The 20,219-nt window shown below is 66.5% G+C and carries 19 protein-coding genes; 5 read left to right on the top strand and 14 right to left on the bottom strand.

Features of this window, described 5'->3' with window-relative positions:
- Window positions 1-59 precede the first annotated feature (59 nt).
- From EET10_RS01325 to fadD5, 7 genes are all read right to left on the bottom strand, one after another.
- Window positions 60-1,667 carry a virulence factor Mce family protein gene (locus tag EET10_RS01325; RefSeq protein WP_063466743.1) on the bottom strand — a complete coding sequence of 536 codons (1,608 nt, stop codon included), beginning with the start codon at window positions 1,665-1,667 and terminating at the stop codon, window positions 60-62.
- On the bottom strand, window positions 1,664-3,253 hold the full coding sequence (locus EET10_RS01320; protein WP_099187904.1) for a virulence factor Mce family protein: 1,590 nt from the start codon (window positions 3,251-3,253) through the stop codon (window positions 1,664-1,666). Before EET10_RS01320 ends, EET10_RS01325 begins: the two co-directional genes overlap by 4 nt.
- A complete protein-coding gene (locus EET10_RS01315; protein ID WP_036399208.1) occupies window positions 3,250-4,290 on the bottom strand; it encodes a virulence factor Mce family protein in 1,041 nt (346 codons plus the stop codon). The genes EET10_RS01320 and EET10_RS01315 overlap by 4 nt, the downstream gene beginning before the upstream one ends.
- On the bottom strand, window positions 4,287-5,606 hold the full coding sequence (locus EET10_RS01310) for an MCE family protein (protein WP_063466745.1): 1,320 nt from the start codon (window positions 5,604-5,606) through the stop codon (window positions 4,287-4,289). The genes EET10_RS01315 and EET10_RS01310 overlap by 4 nt, the downstream gene beginning before the upstream one ends.
- Before the next feature lie 4 nt (window positions 5,607-5,610).
- Window positions 5,611-6,480, bottom strand: coding sequence for an MlaE family ABC transporter permease (locus EET10_RS01305; RefSeq protein WP_036399210.1), 870 nt, complete (start codon window positions 6,478-6,480; stop codon window positions 5,611-5,613).
- Window position 6,481: 1 nt separating this feature from the next.
- Complete coding sequence (locus EET10_RS01300) at window positions 6,482-7,198, bottom strand: MlaE family ABC transporter permease (RefSeq protein WP_425461700.1); 717 nt, start codon at window positions 7,196-7,198, stop codon at window positions 6,482-6,484.
- Window positions 7,199-7,504: 306 nt separating this feature from the next.
- Window positions 7,505-9,154, bottom strand: a complete 1,650-nt coding sequence (fadD5, locus tag EET10_RS01295; RefSeq protein WP_036399214.1) for a fatty-acid--CoA ligase FadD5 — start codon at window positions 9,152-9,154, stop codon at window positions 7,505-7,507.
- 147 nt (window positions 9,155-9,301) lie between these two features.
- On the opposite strand from fadD5, the gene EET10_RS01290 reads away from it, so the two are divergent.
- The gene (locus EET10_RS01290) at window positions 9,302-10,021 is read left to right on the top strand and encodes a GntR family transcriptional regulator (RefSeq protein ID WP_036399216.1); all 720 of its coding nucleotides are present in this window, start codon (window positions 9,302-9,304) and stop codon (window positions 10,019-10,021) included.
- On the opposite strand, the gene EET10_RS01285 is transcribed toward EET10_RS01290, so the two are convergent.
- Together EET10_RS01285 and EET10_RS01280 are read right to left on the bottom strand one after the other, a co-directional pair.
- On the bottom strand, window positions 10,018-10,458 hold the full coding sequence (locus EET10_RS01285) for an SRPBCC family protein (protein ID WP_036399218.1): 441 nt from the start codon (window positions 10,456-10,458) through the stop codon (window positions 10,018-10,020). The two genes, EET10_RS01290 and EET10_RS01285, sit on opposite strands and share 4 nt — an antisense overlap.
- Window positions 10,459-10,536: 78 nt before the next feature.
- Window positions 10,537-11,073, bottom strand: coding sequence for an acyl-CoA thioesterase (locus tag EET10_RS01280; protein ID WP_082273181.1), 537 nt, complete (start codon window positions 11,071-11,073; stop codon window positions 10,537-10,539).
- 14 nt (window positions 11,074-11,087) lie between these two features.
- Here EET10_RS01280 and EET10_RS01275 point away from each other — a divergent pair, with 14 nt between their 5' ends.
- The gene (locus EET10_RS01275) at window positions 11,088-12,194 is read left to right on the top strand and encodes an alcohol dehydrogenase catalytic domain-containing protein (protein WP_036399743.1); all 1,107 of its coding nucleotides are present in this window, start codon (window positions 11,088-11,090) and stop codon (window positions 12,192-12,194) included.
- Window positions 12,195-12,217: 23 nt separating this feature from the next.
- Here the strand turns inward: EET10_RS01275 and EET10_RS01270 are convergent, their stop codons facing one another.
- Both EET10_RS01270 and EET10_RS01265 read right to left on the bottom strand, forming a co-directional pair.
- A complete protein-coding gene (locus tag EET10_RS01270; protein WP_036399220.1) occupies window positions 12,218-12,766 on the bottom strand; it encodes a hypothetical protein in 549 nt (182 codons plus the stop codon).
- A gap of 172 nt (window positions 12,767-12,938) precedes the next feature.
- Complete coding sequence (locus EET10_RS01265; protein WP_036399222.1) at window positions 12,939-14,108, bottom strand: CaiB/BaiF CoA transferase family protein; 1,170 nt, start codon at window positions 14,106-14,108, stop codon at window positions 12,939-12,941.
- Window positions 14,109-14,487: 379 nt separating this feature from the next.
- Between EET10_RS01265 and EET10_RS01260 the strand changes: the two genes are divergently transcribed.
- Complete coding sequence (locus EET10_RS01260; protein ID WP_036399224.1) at window positions 14,488-15,189, top strand: DUF427 domain-containing protein; 702 nt, start codon at window positions 14,488-14,490, stop codon at window positions 15,187-15,189.
- Window positions 15,190-15,203: 14 nt separating this feature from the next.
- On the opposite strand, the gene EET10_RS01255 is transcribed toward EET10_RS01260, so the two are convergent.
- Together EET10_RS01255 and EET10_RS01250 are read right to left on the bottom strand one after the other, a co-directional pair.
- Window positions 15,204-16,118, bottom strand: coding sequence for an LLM class F420-dependent oxidoreductase (locus tag EET10_RS01255; RefSeq protein ID WP_063466748.1), 915 nt, complete (start codon window positions 16,116-16,118; stop codon window positions 15,204-15,206).
- A 4-nt stretch (window positions 16,119-16,122) separates the two neighbouring features.
- Window positions 16,123-17,004: an acyl-CoA thioesterase gene (locus EET10_RS01250; protein ID WP_063466749.1), complete on the bottom strand. Its 882-nt coding sequence runs from the start codon at window positions 17,002-17,004 to the stop codon at window positions 16,123-16,125.
- Window positions 17,005-17,175: 171 nt separating this feature from the next.
- On the opposite strand from EET10_RS01250, the gene EET10_RS01245 reads away from it, so the two are divergent.
- Window positions 17,176-17,724: a TetR/AcrR family transcriptional regulator gene (locus EET10_RS01245; protein WP_036399228.1), complete on the top strand. Its 549-nt coding sequence runs from the start codon at window positions 17,176-17,178 to the stop codon at window positions 17,722-17,724.
- A gap of 15 nt (window positions 17,725-17,739) precedes the next feature.
- On the opposite strand, the gene EET10_RS01240 is transcribed toward EET10_RS01245, so the two are convergent.
- Complete coding sequence (locus tag EET10_RS01240) at window positions 17,740-19,080, bottom strand: FAD-binding oxidoreductase (protein ID WP_063466767.1); 1,341 nt, start codon at window positions 19,078-19,080, stop codon at window positions 17,740-17,742.
- Window positions 19,081-19,211: 131 nt separating this feature from the next.
- On the opposite strand from EET10_RS01240, the gene EET10_RS01235 reads away from it, so the two are divergent.
- Entirely contained in the window at window positions 19,212-20,102 is an 891-nt protein-coding gene (locus tag EET10_RS01235) for an alpha/beta hydrolase (protein ID WP_036399229.1), read from the top strand.
- Window positions 20,103-20,219 lie beyond the last annotated feature (117 nt).

Genomic DNA, 20,219 nt, shown 5'->3' with positions numbered 1-20,219 from the left:
GCCCCTCGGTGTCCAATGGCTCGGCTTGCTCTTCGCGCGTACCGCGCTCATCGCGCCCCTCACTGACCCGCTCCTGCCTCAGCGGGAAGTGGAGCACCTACCGGCGCGGGCGCCGCGGCTGGACCGGGCGTCGGGGCAACCGGACCCGGGACCACCCCCGGGGCGGGTGGCGGCGGCTGTATCGGCACCGGGGCCTGCAAACCGATCGGCGGCAACACCGGGTACTCGTCGTACGCGTTCGGCGGTCCGGGTGGCGTCTGCAAGGTGGACTGAACGGGCTCGATGTCGGGGCCTCCCATGAGTTCGGCCAGCGACTCGGGGGTCATCAGACCCGCCGTGATCGGCCCTACCTGTTGCCCCTGCATGCCGGGGGCGACGATCCAGCCGGGCTGAGTGTTGCGGTGCGACAACGGAGTGTCCGGCACCCAGATACCCGGAACGGTCGTGTCCTTGTACCCGTTCGGCGGCTGCAGCCGTGGCTCGGAGTAGGCGACCTGCTTGGGCAACACCTCGGCGGTGCTGAAGAAGTTCACCCCGAACGGGAAGTAGTTGAACTTGATCGAGTCCAGGATCGGCGCCAGATACTGCGCACACAGTTCCGCCGACTCCTGATATCCGAGCCGGCTGGCGGCCTGAATAGAACTGCAGATGAACTGCATCGGGTTGGCGAAGGAGGTGATCTCCGGGATGGCCACGACGGACCCGTGCGACGGGTGGTAGATCTGGTTGACGTTCGACGCCGCCGTCGGCAGCACGTGCAAGGCGGTCTCCAAGCCGTTCAGCGGCTCGGGTTGAAGCAGCGTGTTGGTCGCCTCGGCCAGGTTGTTGACGTCGTGAGTCAACACCTCACGGTTCTTGTCGAGGAACGGCCGGATCGTCGTCAGCAAGCTGTCGAACTGCTGTAACGCATCGGAAAGTGCTTGGTCCGAGCTGACCAACCGGCCGGTAAGGTCGGCCAGGTTCTGGTTCAACGCCACGAACTGCGCGTCGTCCTGGTGCAGCGCGTTGACGAACAGCGCCAGGCTGCGGACCACCGCGAAGAAGTCGCCACGGCCTTCGTTGAGCGCCGTCAGTGCACGCGACAGGTTGTCCAGGGTGGTGTTGAATTGCTTGCCCTTGCCTTCCAGCCCGTACGCGAACGATTCCAGGACCTCACCGAACGGCCCCTTCGGCTGCTGTGGGGTGGGGCCGAGCTTGTCGATGATATTGGTGATGCTGTTGCGCAGCTCGTCCCACTCCACCGGCACCTGGGTGCGCTCGATCGGGATGACCGCGTTGTCGGCCAGTACCGGGCCGCCTTTGTACGGCGGCTCCAATTGGATCGAGCGCGACGCGACCAGGGTCGGGTTGAGGACCACCGCCGAGGCGTTGGCCGGCACCTTGTACTGGTTCTGATAGTGGAAGGTGACCTTCATCTTGTCGCCGGCCGCTTCGATGCTGTCGATCTTGCCTACCTGCAGGCCCATGATCTGGACCTTGTCGCCCGGGTAAAGAGCGTTTGCCGCGGGGAAGTAGGCGACCACGGTGTTGTTGGTCAGCTTCTGGTAAAGCCGCCAGCCGACGAACGCGGCGACGAGGGCCAGCACCACGATCAGCGTTCCGATGATCACCGTGGCCCGCGTCATCTTCGGCAGGCGCAGGTTACGGATGTCAAAGACGGTGCTCAATTCTGGCTACCTCCCGTCACACCGCTGCCGCCCGTGCCTCCTGGGTTGATGTAGGGGTCGGGCAGCTGCGGCCCGGGCCCGGGCGGTGCCGGCGGACCCGGCGGCAACCCCGGCGCGAACGTGGACGGCGGCGGCGTCGGTCCGGCCGGCGCCAGTTGCTCGGTGCGCGCACCCGGCGGCGCGTTCGGCGGCAGCGGCACCGGGGTACCCGGAACGTCCGGCGGCGGGTCGCCCGGCCGCCCCGCGATCGGGATGCCCGGCGTCGGCGGCAGGCCGTTCGGGTTCGGCGGTGACGCCTCGACATCCAGCGGCGCCGGGAAGTTGGGACCGCCGAACGGACCGAGGAGCGCCCCGGCACACGGCAGCGGGTTCCACGGCCTCGGCAGCCCCTCGTCACCGACGGTGACATTGCCGCCCGGATTGGCCGGCGTATACGAGCAGGGCGAACCTGGCGGGACCGCCGGTCCCGGGTGCTCGGGCGTGCCCTCCAGGACCCCCGGCGCCGGCGGCGGCGCGCCATTGGGGAACCGGGTGCCGTTCGGGTCGGGCCACCGGAATTCCGGCAGGCCGGCGCTGCGCCAGAAATTCTCCGGGTCCAGGCCGCGCTTCTTGAAGGCGGCGTCGATGAACGGCTGAATAATCTGCCCCGGAACCAGGTTGTGAATGACGACCTTGAAGAACGGCCCCGAAGCGATGGACTCATTCAGCGACGGCAGGAATCCGCCCACCATGAGCAGCCCGTTGGCCAGGTCGTCTTTGCGCTCAACCAGGATGTCGCTGACCTGACGCAGCTGCTCGAGCACATGGTTGAGGTTCGGGTTGTCGTTGATCAGCCCCTGCACCTGGGCCGAGAAGGAAGCGACGTTGGCCAGCAGTGCGTCGATGGCGCGCCCACGTTCGTTGAACGCGGCGATCAACGTCTTGGCGTTGACCAACAGGCGATCCACCTGCTGGCTGCGGTCCCCGAGGATGCTGGCCACCTGGTTGGCCTGCGCAAGCAGGTGCTTGATCTCCTCGTCGCGCTTGCCGATGGTGTCGGAGAACTTGGCCACGCCCTCGAGGGTGGCGCTCAGGTGCGGATACGTCTGGTCGATGGTCTGCGACAGCACATGCAGCGACTGCTTGACGGTGTCGATGTCCCAGCCGGTGGCCGCCTTGGTGACGTCGAAGAACGCGTCGTAAATCTGGTAGGGCGTGGTGCTTTGACCCAACGGCAACGTGCCGCCCGGCCGCAGCGGCTGGTTGCCGCGCGCCTCGATCTCGAGCACCTTCTTACCGAGGATGGTGTCGGTCCGAATCGCCAGCCGGCTTTCGGTGCCGATGACGTTGGTGCCGACCGAGAATTTGATCTTGACGTGGTCGCCGTCGATCGACAGCTCCTCCACCTTGCCGACGTCCATGCCGGCGATGCGTACCTTGTCACCCTTGTTGAGGCCGCCGGTGTCGGTGAACTGCCCGTAGTAGCTCGGCCGCGCGAACAACATCGGGACGCTGGTGAAGCTCTGGCCCACGGCGACGACGATGATCATCACCACGATGCCCATGAGCCCGATACGAAGCCGATTCGGGGGTTCCAGCGTTCTCATTGTGGCGTGCACCTACCCGTCGGCTGGGTGAAGAGCCGGACCGTGCGCACCGGCCCGCCGGGCTGCAGCCCATTGATCCTCAGGCTGATGTCGCAGGAGTAGAAATTCACGAAGTCGCCATAGGACCCGATGGTGCGCCCGATCATGTTCAGCGCGGTCGGGACCTTGTGCAAGAAATCGTTCAACTCCTGACGCTGGTCGATCAGCGGCTGCTGGACGGCATCGAGGTAGTTGACCGTCTTGTGCAGCAGTGCGCGGTCCTCGGCCAGCAGATCGGCCACGGTCCCGGCGGCGTTGCTGATGTGCACGATGCCGTCCGCCAACTGAGTGCGGTGGTCCTTCAACCCGGTAATCAGCACCTCCAGGTTGTTGACCGTCTGATCGAAGTCCTTGCGATGGCGAACCGTGGTATCCAGCACGGTGTTCAAGTTCTTCACCACCTCGCCGATCGCCTGGTCGCGTTCGGCGATCTGTGAGGTCAGCTGCGCGGTCTGGTCGAGAATGTCGTTGATGGTGCCGCCCTGACCCTGAAACACGGTGATGAGCGCCGAGGCGATGGTGTTGACCTTGTCCGGGTCCAGCGCCCGGAACACCGGCTTGAAACCGCCGATCAGTGCGTCGAGGTCGAGCGCCGGCGACGTGCGCGACAACGGGATGAACCCACCAGGCCGCATCACCCGGTCGCTGCCGTCGCCGTCACCGCGCTTGAGCTCCAGGTATCGATTGCCGATCAGGTCGAGGTAGCGGATCTGCGCCGTCGTCGATTGATAAAGGGGTATCGAGCGGTCGACCTCAAAATCCACCCGGACCCGTTTGCCGCCGTCGACCAGCGACACATTTTTGACCTTGCCGATCTCCACCCCCGAGGCGCGGACGAATTGTCCGGGCCGCAGCCCGCTGACATTGCTGAACTCAGCGGAGTAGCCGTAGGTGCGGTCGAAGCGGATCTGACCGAAAACGATGACGATCATCACGCTGAACAGCACCAGCACCAGTGCGAAGGCGCCGAGTTTTATTGCAGTACCGGTGATTTTCATGGGTTGATCGTGTTGTCCCCTACTTGACGGCCCCAGACGTATTCGATCGCGTAGGGCGAACCGGTCTCCAGGTGGTTATAGGGAGCGATGCTGTTGCCGGTGTCCATCACCAACTCGGGTGCCGGCCAGAAATCGTGGGTGATCTGCTGCCAGCAGCCCGGCGCACCGCCAGGGCCGCCATGTGCGTTGACCCGCGGCAGGTTTTCCGGATACATGTAGGGATTCGGTGCGCCGCCGACCACTCCGGCGGCCAGCCCGCCGATCTGTGACAGCAGCAGCGGCACCAGCGACGTCGGGTTCAGCATCAATCCCAACCCGGACAGCAGTTCGCTGTGAGTGGCCAGCGAATAGCCGTTGCCCCCGAGGAACGTGGCGGCCTTGGGCTCGATGTCGTGATAGTTGCGCAACGTGCAGAACAGCTCCGGGCTGTAGGTGTCCAGCAACTGAGCACTGGGCACCAGGTCGGCGGCGCCACGCGCCAGATACGGGCCACCCCGGCCGAAGACGTCCGCGCCGGTGTTGCCGAACCCGACCGCCGCAAGCAAAGCAGCATCCAATTCGCGCTGGTGCTGGTTGATCGTGCGCGCCGTGGGCACCGAATTGTCGAGGAAGTCGAACAAATCCGGCGATGCGTTGGCGTAAACGTCGCCGAGCGCCGCCAACTGCTGAATGTCGCGACGGGCCTGCGGCATCCGTGGGTTGACATCGTCGAGGATCGCGTTGGCGTTGACGATCGATTGCCCCAAGCGATCGCCCAACCCGGTCAGCGCCTGCGCGGCCGCGCTGAGCGTCAGGTTGAGCTTGACCGGGTCCACCTTCTCGGCGATCGAGGTGATGGTCTGGAACAAGGTATTGATCTCGGTTGTCACCCCGACGGCATTGATGACGCTCTTGGGGGTGAGGTGCCCCTTCGAGATGATGTTGCCCCGGTCGTCTTTTGGCGTCGTCAGCGAAACATACTTGCCGCCGAACACCGTGGTCGCCTTGATTTGTGCGTTGACGTTCTCCGGTACCAGCGAGAGGTACTTCGGATTGACGTTCAAGACGAACTTGGCGGCTGGTTTGCCGTCGCGCGTGACCTCCGAGATGCTGTCGACCCGGCCGATCTGCACGCCGTTGTACGTGACCTTCGAGCCGGGATCCATCACCAGGCCGGCCCGATCGGAAAACATCGTCAGCTTGACCTTCGGGGTGAAATCCCCACGAAACTGCAGGTACACCAACACGAATATGACAAGCGCGAGCACCAGAAAGACAACGCCCGCCGTCTTGTACGGCGGATCGCTGACCTTGTTGACCTTGGCCGGCATCGTCATGGCGCTACACCGTCAGTGCGAAGTTGGGGTCGACGCCGTAGAGCGCCAACGCGGCGGATAAGACGACCACGGGAATCGAAACCAGCGAGAAACGCATCGACCGGCCGACGGCCTCGCCGACACCGACCGGGCCGCCGCCGGCGCTGTACCCGTAGTAGCAGTGGCTGACCATCACCACCGCGGTGATGATGATCGCCTCCAGAAACGACCAGAAGACGTCGTCCGGGCGCAGGAACGTCCGGAAGTAGTGCTCGTAGGTGCCGGTCGACTGTCCGTAGAGCACCGTCGTGGTGATCTGTGGTGACAGGAACGCCATGATCATGGCCATCGCATAAAGCGGGATGATCACCGTCAGCCCCGCCAGGATCCGGGTGGTCGCCAGGAAGCAGATCGACTTGATGCCCATCACTTCCAGGGCGTCGATCTCTTCGCTGATCCGCATCGCGCCCAGCTCGGCGGTGGCACCGGCGCCGACCGTTGCCGCGATGGCCACACCGGTGACCACCGGCGCGGCGATGCGAACGTTGATCAGCGCGGCAAAAAAGCCGGTGAACGCCTCGACGCCGATGTTTCCCAGCGACGCGAAGCCCTGGATGGCGACCAGCGAACTGCCGGACAACGTGACGAAACCGACGATCGCGGCGGTGCCGCCGACGACGGCCATCGCACCGGTGCCCATTCCGATCTGAGCGATCAGCCGCAGGGTTTCCTTGCGGTAGCGGCTCAGCGCAAACGGCACGTTCCCGATGGCGACCAGCGCGAACCAGGCCAGCCGGCCGGTCGTGTCCAGTCCCCGGACCGCGCCCCCGCCATATCGGTTCAGATTGGCGGTGGCCCTGGGGAATCGGGCCCGCAATACCGCAGAAGTCGCCATGTCAGTGCCCCGTCCCGAACCGGACGCCGACCGTGGTCAGTACCACGTTGACCGCGAAAAGCGCGACCACGCAGAGCACGACCGTCTCGTTGACCGCGGTACCCAACCCCTTGGAGCCACCCCGGACGGTCAGCCCGCGGTAGCAGCCGACCAGCCCGGCGATGAGCCCGAACGTCGCCGCCTTGACCATCGCGATGACGACCTCCGGCAGGCCGGTAATGGTGGTGAGGGTGGCCAGGTAAGCGCCACCCGACACGTTCTGCAGATACACCCCGAACAGATAACCGCCCACCAGGCCGACGGTGATCACCAGGGCGTTGAGCAACGTGGCGATGAGCGTCGCGGCTATGACCCGGGGAACGACGAGCCGGTGGATGGGGTCGATGCCCAGCACCTCCATCGCGTCGATCTCCTCACGGATGGTGCGGGCACCCAGATCGGCGCAGATGGCTGTCGACCCGGCGCCGGCCACCACCAGCACCGTGACCTGCGGGCCGAGCTGGGTGACGGCCCCGATCGCCGCGCCGGCACCGGAGAGGTCAGCGGCGCCGAACTGGGCCAGCAGCACGTTGAGGGTGAAGATCAGCAGGACGGTGAACGGCACCGAGACCAAGATGGCCGGCAGCAGCGCGACCCTCATGATGAACCAGCACTGCAGGATGAACTCGCGCCATTGGAACGGCCGGCGAAACAGCGCCTTTCCGGTCAACACACACATCCGGAAGAATCCGCCGACGAGTGTGAGAGGCGTTTCCAATTGGTCGCGCAGATAGCCCACCAGGTGCGGACGCGTCGAGGTCGTCGTCACTGTCGCCTCCTCACCATGGGACCGCTCGGGTTGCGGCGTAACGGCCGATCATGTCGCACGCCTTCCTCCTTGCCCCATCCCTAGGTGTGTGACCGTCGGCTCCCTACCTGCAGGTAGTAACGGAGACCACAGGAATGTACCTGATGGCCGTCGGCGTGTGAACCGCATCCTCACAATTAACCCTTCGTCAACAGCGGGCAACCCGCAAAGGTCCTGTCAGTCGTCCTCTCTTGTCGTTGAATGCCTTGGCACAGAACGGTTTTCGAAGCTCTTCCGAACTCCGTAGCGCAACCGCAATTCGGTTTTGAGCACCTTGCCGGCAGGGTTGCGGGGCAGTGCCTCGACGATCTCGAGCGCCTTCGGGTGCTTGTAGCGCGCGAGCCGCTCGGTCAGGTACTCAGTTAGGTCTTCGATCCGGAGGGGGGCGTCCGTTACAGCCGCGATCGCAACCGGCACCTCGCCCCACTTCTCGTCGGGCCGGCCGATCACCGCGACTTCGGCGATGCCCGGGTGGCCGGCGAGAACGTTTTCCACCTCGGCGCAGTAGATGTTCTCGCCGCCGGAGATGATCATGTCCTTCTTGCGGTCGACCACCCAGACATAGCCGTCCTCGTCCATCCGAACGAGATCGCCGGAATGAAACCAGCCGCCCGCGAACGCTTCCGCGGTGGCCTCCGGATTGTTCCAATAGCCGCTCATCAATGTCGGTGCGCGGTAGACGATTTCACCAACCTCACCGACGGGGACGTCGTTCATCTGGTCGTCGACAACGCGGGCGGCGACCGTGGGGATCACCTTGCCGACCGAGCCGCGCTTGCGAATCGCGTCTTCGCCGAGCAACATGCAGGTGACCGGCGACATCTCGGTCTGGCCGAACGCTGCCAGAATCTGCGTTCCGGGAAAGACCTCCGACATCTGTCGCAGCAACGCGTCCGGCGCCGGTGCGGCCCCCCATGACATCACCCGCAATTTCAGGTTGCGCGGCCTTGCCTGCTGCTCGGCGCACACCGCCTGCCATTGCGCAGGCACCAGAAAGATCCCGGTGACCCGCTCCGCGGCCAGCACGTCGAGCAGTTGACCGGGATCGAACGCGCCCAGTGGGTAGAGCACGGTGGGGACGCCGAGCATCATCCCGGTCAGCATGTTGCCGATGCCGGCGATGTGGAACAGCGGGACGCCGATGAAACCGACGTCACTGTTGACGTTGGCGCCGCTGGTGTACAGCGCGGTGATGGCCTGCCCGGTGAGATTGGTGTGCGTCAGCACCGCACCCTTCGGCCGGCCGGTGGTCCCGGAGGTGTACATGATCAGCGCCGGCGCGTCGTTGGGGATGTCGACGGGTGCGGGCGGGTCCCCCGTTTCGTCCACCAGATCGTCGTAACCCAGGATGGTGTCGTCGGATGCGCCGCCGACCACCACGATCGTGTCCACCAGCGGCCGGATGGCGCGGACACCGGTGGCTACCGGTGCCAGCACCGCCTCGGTGATCAGCACCCGCGGTGCGCAGTCCTCTACCAGCAGGGCGATCTCTATCGGGGTGAGCCGGAAATTCAGTGGTACCGCGATGGCCCCGAGCATGTTGGCTGCCAACACCGACTCGATGAACTCGATGCGGTTGAGCATCAGGATCATGACCCGGTCGCCGAAGCCGACCCCTCGACGGCTCAAGGCACCGGCCAGCGAGGTGACCCGATAGCGCAGGTCAGACCACCTCACGGTGTGACCAAGAAACCGGAGTGCGGTCGCCTCGGGCTGCATCAGGGCGTGCCGCTGCAGCTGGTTGATCCAGTTTTGCCGCCGGGCCAGGTAGGGCTGCTCCAGGCCGGCTGCGGCCTGGCCCCGATGACTGGCCAGTTGCGCGGTCAACTGTGCGATCCCTTCACTCCTGCACCGCTTGCGTCACGCTGATATTTGATAAAACATGGTGTTATCTGGGTCACATTAACGGGCTCAGTGGCCTTTAAACAAGACCTGCGCAGTCCCGCGAAGCCCCCGAAAGTCCTGGCAGGCCGCATGAACGCTCCGCTATCCGCCCGGCCGCGAAGCCGGCGGCCACTGCGCCGGGCGCAGTTGTCCGACGAGGTGGCCGGCTATCTGCGGGCGGCGATCATGTCGGGGACGCTGCGTCCGGGCACGTTCATCCGCCTCGACGAGACCGCGGCCGAACTCGGCGTCAGCATCACCCCGGTTCGTGAGGCCCTGCTGAAGCTGCGCGGTGAGGGCATGGTGCAGCTGGAGCCGCACCGTGGTCACGTGGTATTGCCCCTGACCAGGCAGGACATCGACGACATCTTCTGGCTGCAGGCCACCATTGCCAGGGAGCTTGCCGCCGCGGCCACCGCCCGGATCACCGACGTCGAGATCGACGAGCTCAGCCGTATCAACGATGCGCTGGCCGTCGCCGTCGGGTCCGGTGACGCCGAGACCATAGCGACACTCGAGTTCTCGTTCCATCGCGTCTTCAACCAGGCCAGCCACCGAATCAAGCTGGCCTGGTTCCTATTGAATGCCGCCCGCTACATGCCGGCGCAGGTGTTTGCCGCCGATCCGCGCTGGGGCGCGGCCACCGTGGAAAATCACCGACGGCTGATCGCGGCGCTGCGTCGCCGGGATGCGGCCGCGGTGGCTGAGCACACCGTCTGGCAATTCACCGACGCGGCGCGCCGACTGACCGAAACGCTGGACCGCAACGGAATCTTCGGCCAAGCCGACCGGGTTGCCCCGTCTTCCTAGCCGGTGGCCAGGTTCTCGGCCCGCTGTTTGAGGTTCTCGGCGAGCTGCTCGAGGACGTTGTTGAGCAGCATCTTCACCATGGGCGCGGGCACCGGCAGGCTGGGCTCGACGTCGATGTCCACCGTCAGCAGGCTGTTGGCGCCGGTCTCCACCACGCTGAACAACTGTTCCTGCTTGAGAAATAGGTCGCCCTGCTGCATGACCGTTTGAATCTGATTCTCGCCCGGGTAATACACGGCGTGGATATAGATTCCCTCGAAGCCTTGGATCGCGGTGTCGAGCCGCACCTGGCTGGGACGCCCGTCGTCGTAGCGGTGCAGCACCCAGGCGCCCTTGATCCCTTCGTTCCATTCCGGGTACCGCTCGATATCGGCGACGATGCCCATGATCGCTACGGCGTCCGCGCTGACCTCGACGGTCTTGCTCAAAACTGGCATTGGCGAAGCATACCCGGGTAGCCGGCCGGCGCTGACCGTGCCGGTTCGGGCCTGATTTCGGGTGTGGCCCGGCCTATTTCACGCAGGCTTCACGCGGGCTGTGGCCAGCAGGGAGCGGACGGCTTCCGGGATCGGGACGGGTTTGCGGCTGGTCCGGTCGACGTAGACGTGTACCCAGTGCCCCAGCGCGGTGATCGGCTGCGGCCGGTCTGAGCCGGCTTGCCGGCCGGCCCGGAACACGCCGAGTCGGTAGGTGACGCTGCTGCGGCCCAGGCGGGTGACAGCCAGGCCCACCACCAGCTGTTCCGGGAAATGCAGTTCGGAGAAGTAACGACAGCCCGACTCGGCGACGATGCCCAGCGAAGGCGTGGTGAGCGGGTCGAGGTTGGTGCCCGTGTTGATCCAGGCGTTGATCGCGGTGTCGAAGAGTTGGTAGTAGACGGCGTTGTTGAGGTGGCCGAACATGTCGTTGTCGGCCCAGCGGGTGAGCACCGGCCACAGCACCGGGAAGTCGTCGCTGGTGAGGTTCTGCGGTGCAGGCGTTTCGGGCACCGACGGCACCGACGGCACCGACGGCACCGACGGCACCGACGGCACCGATGAAGCTGAAGCCATGGTTGTATTCCAACATGCTTCACATCCGCGGCGCGGTGCTCGAGCGGATCGGATCGCCTCGCCCGTACGTCGAGTCACGACCGATCGGCGTCGCGGACCTCGATCTGGAAGCGCCCGGCAGCGACGAGGTGCTGGTCCGCATCGAGGCCGCCGGCGTATGCCACTCCGACCTGTCGGTGGTCAATGGCAACCGGGTGCGGCCGGTGCCGATGTTGCTCGGCCATGAGGCCGCGGGGATCGTCGAGCAGGTCGGTGACCGGGTTGACGACGTAGCCGTCGGCCAGCGAGTCGTACTGGTCTTCCTACCGCGGTGCGAACACTGTCCGGCATGCGCGACCGGGGGCATGACGCCGTGCCAACCGGCCGGCGCGGCCAATACGGCCGGAACATTACTGGGCGGCGCCATCAGACTCAGCCGGCAGGGCCACCCGGTGTACCACCACCTCGGTGTCTCGGGATTCGCCACCCACGCCGTGGTCAACCGGGCCAGTGCCATCCCGGTACCCGACGACGTGCCGCCGCAGGTGGCCGCCCTGCTCGGATGCGCGGTGTTGACCGGCGGGGGCGCCGTACTCAACGTGGGTAACCCTCGGCCCGGACAGTCGGTCGCCGTCGTCGGACTCGGGGGCGTCGGGATGGCGGCGGTGCTCACCGCCCTGACCTATCCCGACGTCCACGTCATCGGTGTCGATCAGATACCGGAAAAGCTTTCCGTCGCAAAGAAACTCGGCGTCCACGATACCTACACGCCGCAGCGGGCCACCGATTCCGGAGTGAAAGCGGACGTGGTCGTCGAGGCCGTCGGTCACCCCGGCGCGCTTCAGACCGCGATCACGCTGACCGCACCGGGCGGTCGTACCGTTACCGTCGGGCTGCCGCCCCCGGACGCGCGGATCAGCATCTCGCCGTTGGGTTTTGTCGCCGAAGGCCGGTCGCTGATCGGCAGTTACCTCGGTTCGGCGGTCCCCAGCCGCGACATTCCCCGGTTCGTGTCGCTGTGGCGGTCCGGCCGGCTGCCGGTGGAATCGCTGGTGTCGTCGACGATTCGGTTGGACGATATCAACGCGGCGATGGACCATCTGGCCGACGGCACGGCGATCCGCCAGCTCATCACGTTCTGACCCTCTCGGTGGTCACACCGGCACTAGCCCCACCACCGCGTGTCGCAAAACAGCGTCTCGACCGACTCGACTGAGCCGCAGGGGATTCCGGCAGCCTTCAGCGCCTGACGCTTGAACGCCTGGGCGGCGGAGCTGAGCACATGCCGCACCGGGCTGATCGCGCTATTGAGCCCCCAAGGCCACTCGTCACCCCACAGCGCCACCTCGCCCGACCGGTGCTCGAGCGCCTCGAGCACCCGTTCGCGAACGCGATCGTCTGCCGCGAACGCCCCGGCGCTGACGGCCAGGCTCTGACCCCCTGGGCGGGACTCGGTCAATCCCGTCTCCAGATCAGCGGTCCGGGCCCCGAGGATCTGCAACGGCCGGGTGCCGCCGCCGCTCGGTAGCACTACCGTCACCTCCCAGCCGGCCGTCGCCCGGTCGTACAACCAGCCCCCGGCGGCGTGCACCACGTCGACGGCGCTGGTGGCCACCACCTCGAGCCGGTAACGCAGACACTTTGTGTCGGTCCGCGGCCCTCGGTGCGCATCTGTCGCCAGGTAATCGCTGATGCCGAAAGTGGGAGTGATCATCGGTTCATTCCTCGTGCGTGGACCACATGCGGACCGGTGGCTTGCCGCGGCTGTCAGGGGTGTCCGCCGCACCGGATGGCCCACCGGGACCGATCCGGTTTCGGCGAATCGGGTGACACGGCTCTTCGACAGCGTGACACTTTCGCGCAAATTTGTAAAGCTTCCGGGGCCGTCAGGACCGGCGCCGCGCCGCAAGTTCGGCCAGAACTTCCTCGGTGTGCTGGCCCAGCGCGGGAGCCGTCCAGCGCGGCGTCCATGGTGTGCCGTGGAAATCCGCCGGCGTGGCCACCATCGGCACGCTCGATTCCCCGTCCGGCACCTCGACGATGCCGCCCGCGGCGTGGAACTGCTCGTCGGCGACGACGTCCTCGAGCGTGTTGACCGGCGACCAGAAGAAATCCGGTTCGGCGGCGAAGGCTTCCGCCCATTCGGCAAGCGACTTTGTCGCGAAGATCTCGTCCAGCGCGGCGATGAGCGGCACGGCGTTGGCGGCGCGGGCGCGGGCATCGCCATACCGCGGATCGGCCAGCCATTCCGGCCGCCCGACCACGCGACACAACGCCGGCCAATGCCGATCCGCCTGAAGCCCGACGATCCAGAACCGCCTCCCGTCGCTGGCGGTGTAGTTGTTCATGCACGGGTTACCCATTGACTCGCGTTGTCCGACCGCAATCGGTTGGCCGGTGAGCAGATACGTGTTCAGGTCGAAGCTCACCGTGTAGGCGCCCTGGCGGTACAGCGAGGTGGTCACCAGTTGACCGGTTCCGCTGCGCTCGCGCGCGAGCAGTGCCGCGCAGACGGCGGCCGCCAGGGTCATGCCCGCCGAGTGATCGCCCATGCCGCCGCGCTGGAACGGCGGAATGCCGCCCGGCGGGGTGAGCAGATCGGCCACACCGGCGCGCGCCCAGAACGCCGCCACGTCGTAGGCGGCGCGGTCGGCGTCGGGCCCGGTTTCGCCGTATCCGGTGATCAACCCGTAGACCAGACGGGGGTTGTGGGCGGACACCGCCTCGAAGTCGAGCCCCAGCCGTTGCAATGCGCCCGGGCGCACATTGGTCACGAAAACGTCTGCATCGGTGAGTAATTCGAAGGCGGTGCGGCGACCGGCAGCGGTGGTGAGGTCCAGCACGATGCTGCGCTTGGAACGGTTGTCCATTTCGAAAGGCGGGTTCACCCCGAGATCGCAGCCCAGCATCCGCCCGAACATCCGGCCCGGATCACCGGTCGGCGGTTCGATCTTGATGACGTCGGCGCCCCAGTCGGCCAGGATGGCGGCCGTGGCCGGCCCGGCGACCCAGACCCCAAGCTCGACGACCGTGATGCCTGCCACCGGTCCCGCCATGGCTCATTCCTACTCCGGCTCGGTTGCCCGAGCCTCTCCGGGACCGAAGCCCGGCCCACGACCCTTCGAGGCAGGCACGCGCCGGGTGCGGTTGAGACATACGCAGTTGCGACGAAACGCCAACTCCGCATCGCGCACGCACAACCATCTCAAAATGAGAAGCCGGCTGGAGCGCCCGGTCATAGCACACTCACATTTCGGGTAACGGCGATCCGCGGCGGATACCGGCGGGCCGCCACTTACGCTTACCTGATAGCACGACGTCGCCGGGGTTCGCGGTCCGCCAGCACCGCGCCCGCAACCCTCCACTTGGCAGACGCGGCTCGCGGCGACGCGGTCACCATGGCCGCGGTGCGGGTGCCCCGTTGGGAGGAGCCTCATGAGTCTGGTGGCCGGACATGGTCCCCTCAGCCGGAACCCGGCCGGACACTTCTGTCCGCCGATACCCGCAAACGTCGTCTACATCGAACCGCATCCGCGCCGCATTCAGGCCTTCCGGAATGGACGGCTGGTCATCGACACCGAGCGGGCGCTACTGGTCCACCGGCGCGATCACCCGCTCAGCTACGTTTTCCCGGACGACGAGGTCGGCGGCCTACCGACCGAGCCCGAATCCGAAGCGCCCGGTTATGTTCACGTGCCGTGGGACGCCGTCGACACCTGGGTGGAGGAGGGCCGCAAACTCGTCCACTATCCCCCTAATCCGTACCACCGGGTCGACTGCCGCCCGACCACCCGTCACCTCAACGTCTCTCTCGCCGGGACAGCGCTGGTGGACACCCACGACACGGTGATCGTTTTCGAGACGTCGCTGGAACCGCGGCTGTACGTCGAGCCTTCGCAGGTGCGCACCGATCTCCTGCTGAAGTCGGACACGTCGAGCTACTGCAACTACAAGGGCGTCGCAACATACTGGTCCGCGGTCCTGGACGACGTCTTCGTCGAAGACGCCGCGTGGAGTTATACCGATCCGTTTCCGGAAAGCCTGCCGATCAAGGGATTCCTCAGCTTCGACGACACCCGCATCGATGTCATCGCGGAGCTTCCGGGCCGCGTTCTCGGGGCGACAAGGGTGCTGTGATCGACGACGACGGGTCAGGCGGCATCGATCACCAGAGTCCGGAACCGCTCGATGCTCTCCAGCACATGGGCGAGGCTGTCGCCGGGCAGCCCCACGTGCGCCCAGGTAACGCCAAGGGCTGCAAGCTTTTCCAACCCGGACAAGTACGCGTCGGCGTTGAAGCCGTCGCTCGCCGGGCTGCCCCCGTCGGCGTTGGTGAAAGTGATGTCGATTGCCGACCAGTCCCGGCCGGCCGCGTCGCAGTTGCGCCGTAAGTCCTCGATACCGTCGGCAAGCCGGTCCACCGAGTCGATGGCCGCGGTACCCGCGGTCTGGGCCAGCCGCGCAGGGGCGGGAAACGGACACCAGCCATCACCGTAGCGGGCGACGCGACGGCGGGCCGCCCGGGTGTTGCCGCCGATCCAGATCGGCGGTGGACTGAGTGGTCTGGGATGCGCGGTGATACCGCTCGCGGTGAAATGCCTTCCCGCAAAAGACATGTCATCGCTGGTCCACACCGCGCGGATGACCTGCAGCGCCTCCTCGAACAGCTCGGCACGCTCGTCGTAGTCGACACCCAGTGCCGCGAATTCCCGTTTCAGATATCCCACGCCGACCGCCAGGGTGAACCGGCCGCCGGACAGCAGGTCCAACGTAGCGCCGGACTTGGCCACCAGGAACGGGTTTCGGTACGGCAGCACCACGATGTTGGGAATCAGCCGCAGCGTCGTCGTCCGTGCGGCAGCAAAGCCCATGGCGACAAACGGATCCAACGCGTCATGGCCGCCCGCCTGAAGCCAGCGCTGCGACGGGGCCGGGTGGTCGGTGAAGCCGAACCCGTGAAAGCCGGCGCCTTCGGCCGCCGCGGCGATCGCCGCGATACCGGCCCCGGACAACAGCTCCGGGTTGTAGGGATGACTGTGCATCGGGTGGGTGACGGCGAAGCGCATACCGCTAGAACCGGGACCGGGCGTCGATCGCCGTGTCGGTGGTGCGCAGCGGCCGGATCATCGCCTCCTGGGCAAAGGACGCAATGAGTCCGCCCTCCTCGGTGTGCACGGTGCCGCGGACATACGACATCCCGGCGCCAACCTGCGTGCTCTCGTGGGTGTAGAGCAACCAGCCGTCCCAGCGCACCGGTTCGTGGAAGGCCACCGAGATCGTCATCGGCGCGGTGGACACGGTCAGATGCGCCTGGCTGGTGCCGATGCCCCGGTGCGCCCGCATGGTGGTCGAAATGCCCAGGTGCCCGGTGAAGTACGCGACCAGTGCCTTGGCCAGGTCGTCACGGGCCGGGATGGGGTCGTAGCGCAACCACGCGAACAGCTCGGGTGGCCCCACCTCGTCGGGACTGTTGACGTCGACCACGTCGACGAGTCGCAACTCGCGTCCGATCATCGGCATCCGCGAAACGTTGGCGTCCCCGGGCGCCGCGACGCCGGGCCGCGGCAGGTGATGGCGGATCACGTCGCCGGTGGGGACGTCGGCCAGGACCGTCATGGTGATGCAGCGCCGGCCGTCCTGCTGTGCCGAGACGACGGCGGTGGCGGTGGACCGGCCCTCGTGCACGACGTCGAGAAGCAACTCGACCGGCGGACCGACCGCGACGGCGCGGGAAAACACCGCGTGCGCCGAACGCACCGACTTACCTGGGAACCGCTTGGCGACAGCGACGATTGCCTGCGCGAGCACCTGGGTGCCCTCCACCACCTGCCGGTCGTCGTCCCCGGCGATGCCGGTGTCGGCGCTGAACCGATCGGTGTCCTCGGCCCGAACCTCGAAGAGCTCGAGCAGCCGATCGACCGACCATTGGGCCTGTTCAGAATCTGTCGTCAACTGCGTTCACCTCTTGCTCGCGACGCCAACTCACGGCCCAGCGTGACACTTTGCGCTCATTTTGTAAAGGTTGCGGGTTTGGGCCCTGCCGCCGGGCCGGCTCCGGCCGGTTGCCGGCGCGCAGCGGTGAAACACCGTGACACTTACCCAATGCTTTGTAAAGTTTGAGGCATGAGCCATGCGTTTGGGGCAACAGCTGCGGCCGAGACCGACAATTCGACCCGTCAGCGGATCCTGGCGGCCACCGCGGAAGTACTCGGCCGCAGCGGCAAGACCAAGCTCAGCCTCTCAGAAGTCGCGGCCCAGGCCGGGGTGTCACGTCCGACGCTCTACCGCTGGTTCGCGTCAAAAGAGGAGTTGCTCTCCACATTTACCCGCTACGAGCGCCAGAACTTCGAAAGCGGACTGGCCGAAGCGACGGTCGGGCTCAAAGGCGTCGAAAGGCTCGATGCCGCACTGCGTTTCATCGTCGACTACCAGCATTCCTACTCGGGAGTCCGGATGGTCGATATCGAACCGGAGCTGGTGATCGCACAGATGTCGGGTGTCATACCCGAGATGCGTGACGGCTTGCAGCGGCTTCTTCCCGGACCCAATGCCGCGGTGAAAGCAGCGACGGCAATCCGAGTCGCGATCTCGCACTACATCGTTCGAAGCGACGACGCCGATCAGTTCCTGGCTCAGCTGCGCCATGCCGTCGGCATCAAGGGGGCCGACTGAGCGCCAACCGCGCCTCTATTCGAACAACACCGCCGCGTTGAGATGGCCGGTCGGGTCCAGCGCCGCCTTGATAGATCGCATGACGGCGATATCGGTGGGCTCCCGGGACATCCCCAGGTACCGGCGCTTGCGGCTGCCGACGCCGTGCTCGGAGCTGACGTTGCCGCCGCACTCGGCGATCAGGCCCATCAGCTCCGGATACAGCACGGGTTCGTGGTCCGGCGGCAACCGCAGCACGTTGAGGTGCAGATTGCCCTCACCGATGTGGCCGAACAGGACCGGCAGCGCGTCGGCGACATGGGCGTGGATCAGCCCGACCGCGTCCCGGGCGAATCTGCCGATCGCCGGCAACGGCAACGAAACGTCTACCTTCAACGGTGGCCCATAGACGCCCAGCACCTCGGCCAAAGCTTCCCGGGTACGCCACAATCGTTGCCGGGCAGCGTTATCCACGCCGACCGCCGGTTCGCCGCAGCGCCGCATCCCGCCGAGCAGTCCGGCGAGCCGATCGGTCTGATCGTGGTCGGCGGCCAGTTCCACCAGCAGCAGCCAGTCTCCCTCGGCGGGAGCGGCCAGCCCCAGCTGCTCGCGGGTCAGCGCGGCCGCGCGGCCGTCGATCAATTCCAGTGCCGCGATTCCGTCCGCGTCCCGCAACACCCGGCCGGCGTCGACCAGCGCGTCGAGGTCGGCGAACCCACAGATCGCCGTAACCCGATGCGACGGAGCCGGATGCAGCCGCAGATCCAGCTCGGTGATGACGCCCAACGTGCCTTCGGCGCCGACGAAGAGCGCCGGCAGGTCGTAGCCGGTGTTGTCGCTGCGCACCCGGCTGTGCCGGCGCAGTACCGAGCCGTCGGGCAGCGCCACGTCCAGGCCCAGCACCTGTTCGCTCATGTTGCCGTAGCGCACCGTAAGAAGGCCGCCGGCATTCGTCGACGCCATACCGCCGACGGTCGCCGAATCGCGAGCCGACAGGTCCACGCCGAACACCAGACCCGCCGCCGTCGCGGCGTGCTGCACCGCCGCCAGTGTGGCCCCGGCCCCCACTGCGAGCCGGCGTTCGAGGACGTCGACATCGCTTACCGCACAAAGCCTTTCGGTGGACAACAGCACGTCGTCGTGTTCCGGGACGGTGCCGGCCACCAAGGAGGTCCGGCCGCCTTGCACGGTGACATAGGCCCCGGCGTCCCGGCATACCCGCAGCACCTCGGCGACCTGCTGGGCGGAGCCCGGCCGCACCAGCGCACTGGCATGGCCCCGATAGCGGCCGGTGTGGTCGACGCTGTGCGCGGCGAGCACGTCGGCGTCGGTGATGACGTGGTGCGAACCGACCACACTCGCCAGGCCGCGCAGCATGCTCACCACCGTTGGTGCGGCACGTGGGCGACGCGAATCGCCATGGCTGTCCTCCGTCATGCTGCGATGCTGTAGCGTTTCCAGACCGTAGTCCATCATCCGGCGGGCTCCGAACATCCCACGGAGGGGCTGTGCCCGAACGCGCGGACGTCTATTTCACCTCCGGCGCCGACCGGGTCAGCGCGTGGCTCTACCGTCCCACCGGCAGCGGCCCGTCACCCCTGCTGGTCATGGCGCACGGTCTTGGTGCGGTGCGCACCATGCGATTGGACGCCTACGCCGAACGGTTTTGTGCGGCCGGCTACGCGTGCCTGGTGTTTGACTACCGCAACTTCGGCGATAGCGAGGGTCAGCCCCGCCAGCTGCTGGACATCGGCATGGAGCTGGCGGACTGGGCGGCGGCCGTGGCATACGCCCACACCCTTGACGGCATCGACCGCGACCGAATCGGCTTGTGGGGCACGTCTTTTGCTGGTGGACATGTCATCGCCACGGCAGCCCGGGTCCCGGGCATCGCTGCCGTCGTCGCGCAGTGTCCGTTCACCGACGGCATCGCCGCCGTCCGCGCGATCAACCCGGGGACCGTCGCGCGGCTGACCGCACTGGCGATACGCGACGTCGTCGGCGCCGTGGCCAGGAGGCCGCCGGTGCTCGTGCCCACGGTCGGCAAGCCCGGCGAGGTTGCGGTGATGACCGCACCGGATGCCTACGAGGGCTACCTCAAGTTGGTGCCCAAGGGTGTCGAGTTGCGCAACGAGATCGCGGCCCGGATCGCGATGAAGGTCCTCACCTACCGCCCCGGCCGGCTGGCCGCGAAGGTCCGCTGCCCCATTCTGTTCTGCGTGTGCGAGACCGACTCGGTAGCGCCCGCCGGCCCGACCCTGCGTTATGCCGCCAAAGCACCCCGCGGTGAGGTCAAGGTGTATCCCGAAGGGCATTTCGCCATCTATGTCGACGACGCGTTCGAGCGCGCCGTCGCCGATCAGATCGCGTTCCTGAACAAGCACCTGAAAAGCGGCTAGTCGATACGGGCAAACCCCAGACTTCCAGGCGCGACGGCTCTACTCTCTGTAATTACCCAATACCCGCGGTTGCGGCTAGTTGCGGTGGGCCAGGGTGGGGCCCGGTGCCGGGAAGGA

It is taken from the genome of Mycobacterium pseudokansasii, assembly GCF_900566075.1.
In the GTDB taxonomy this organism is placed as follows: Bacteria; Actinomycetota; Actinomycetes; order Mycobacteriales; family Mycobacteriaceae; genus Mycobacterium; species Mycobacterium pseudokansasii.
Note: the sequence above shows the minus strand (reverse complement) of the source record. Positions and strands in the feature narration are given on the sequence as shown.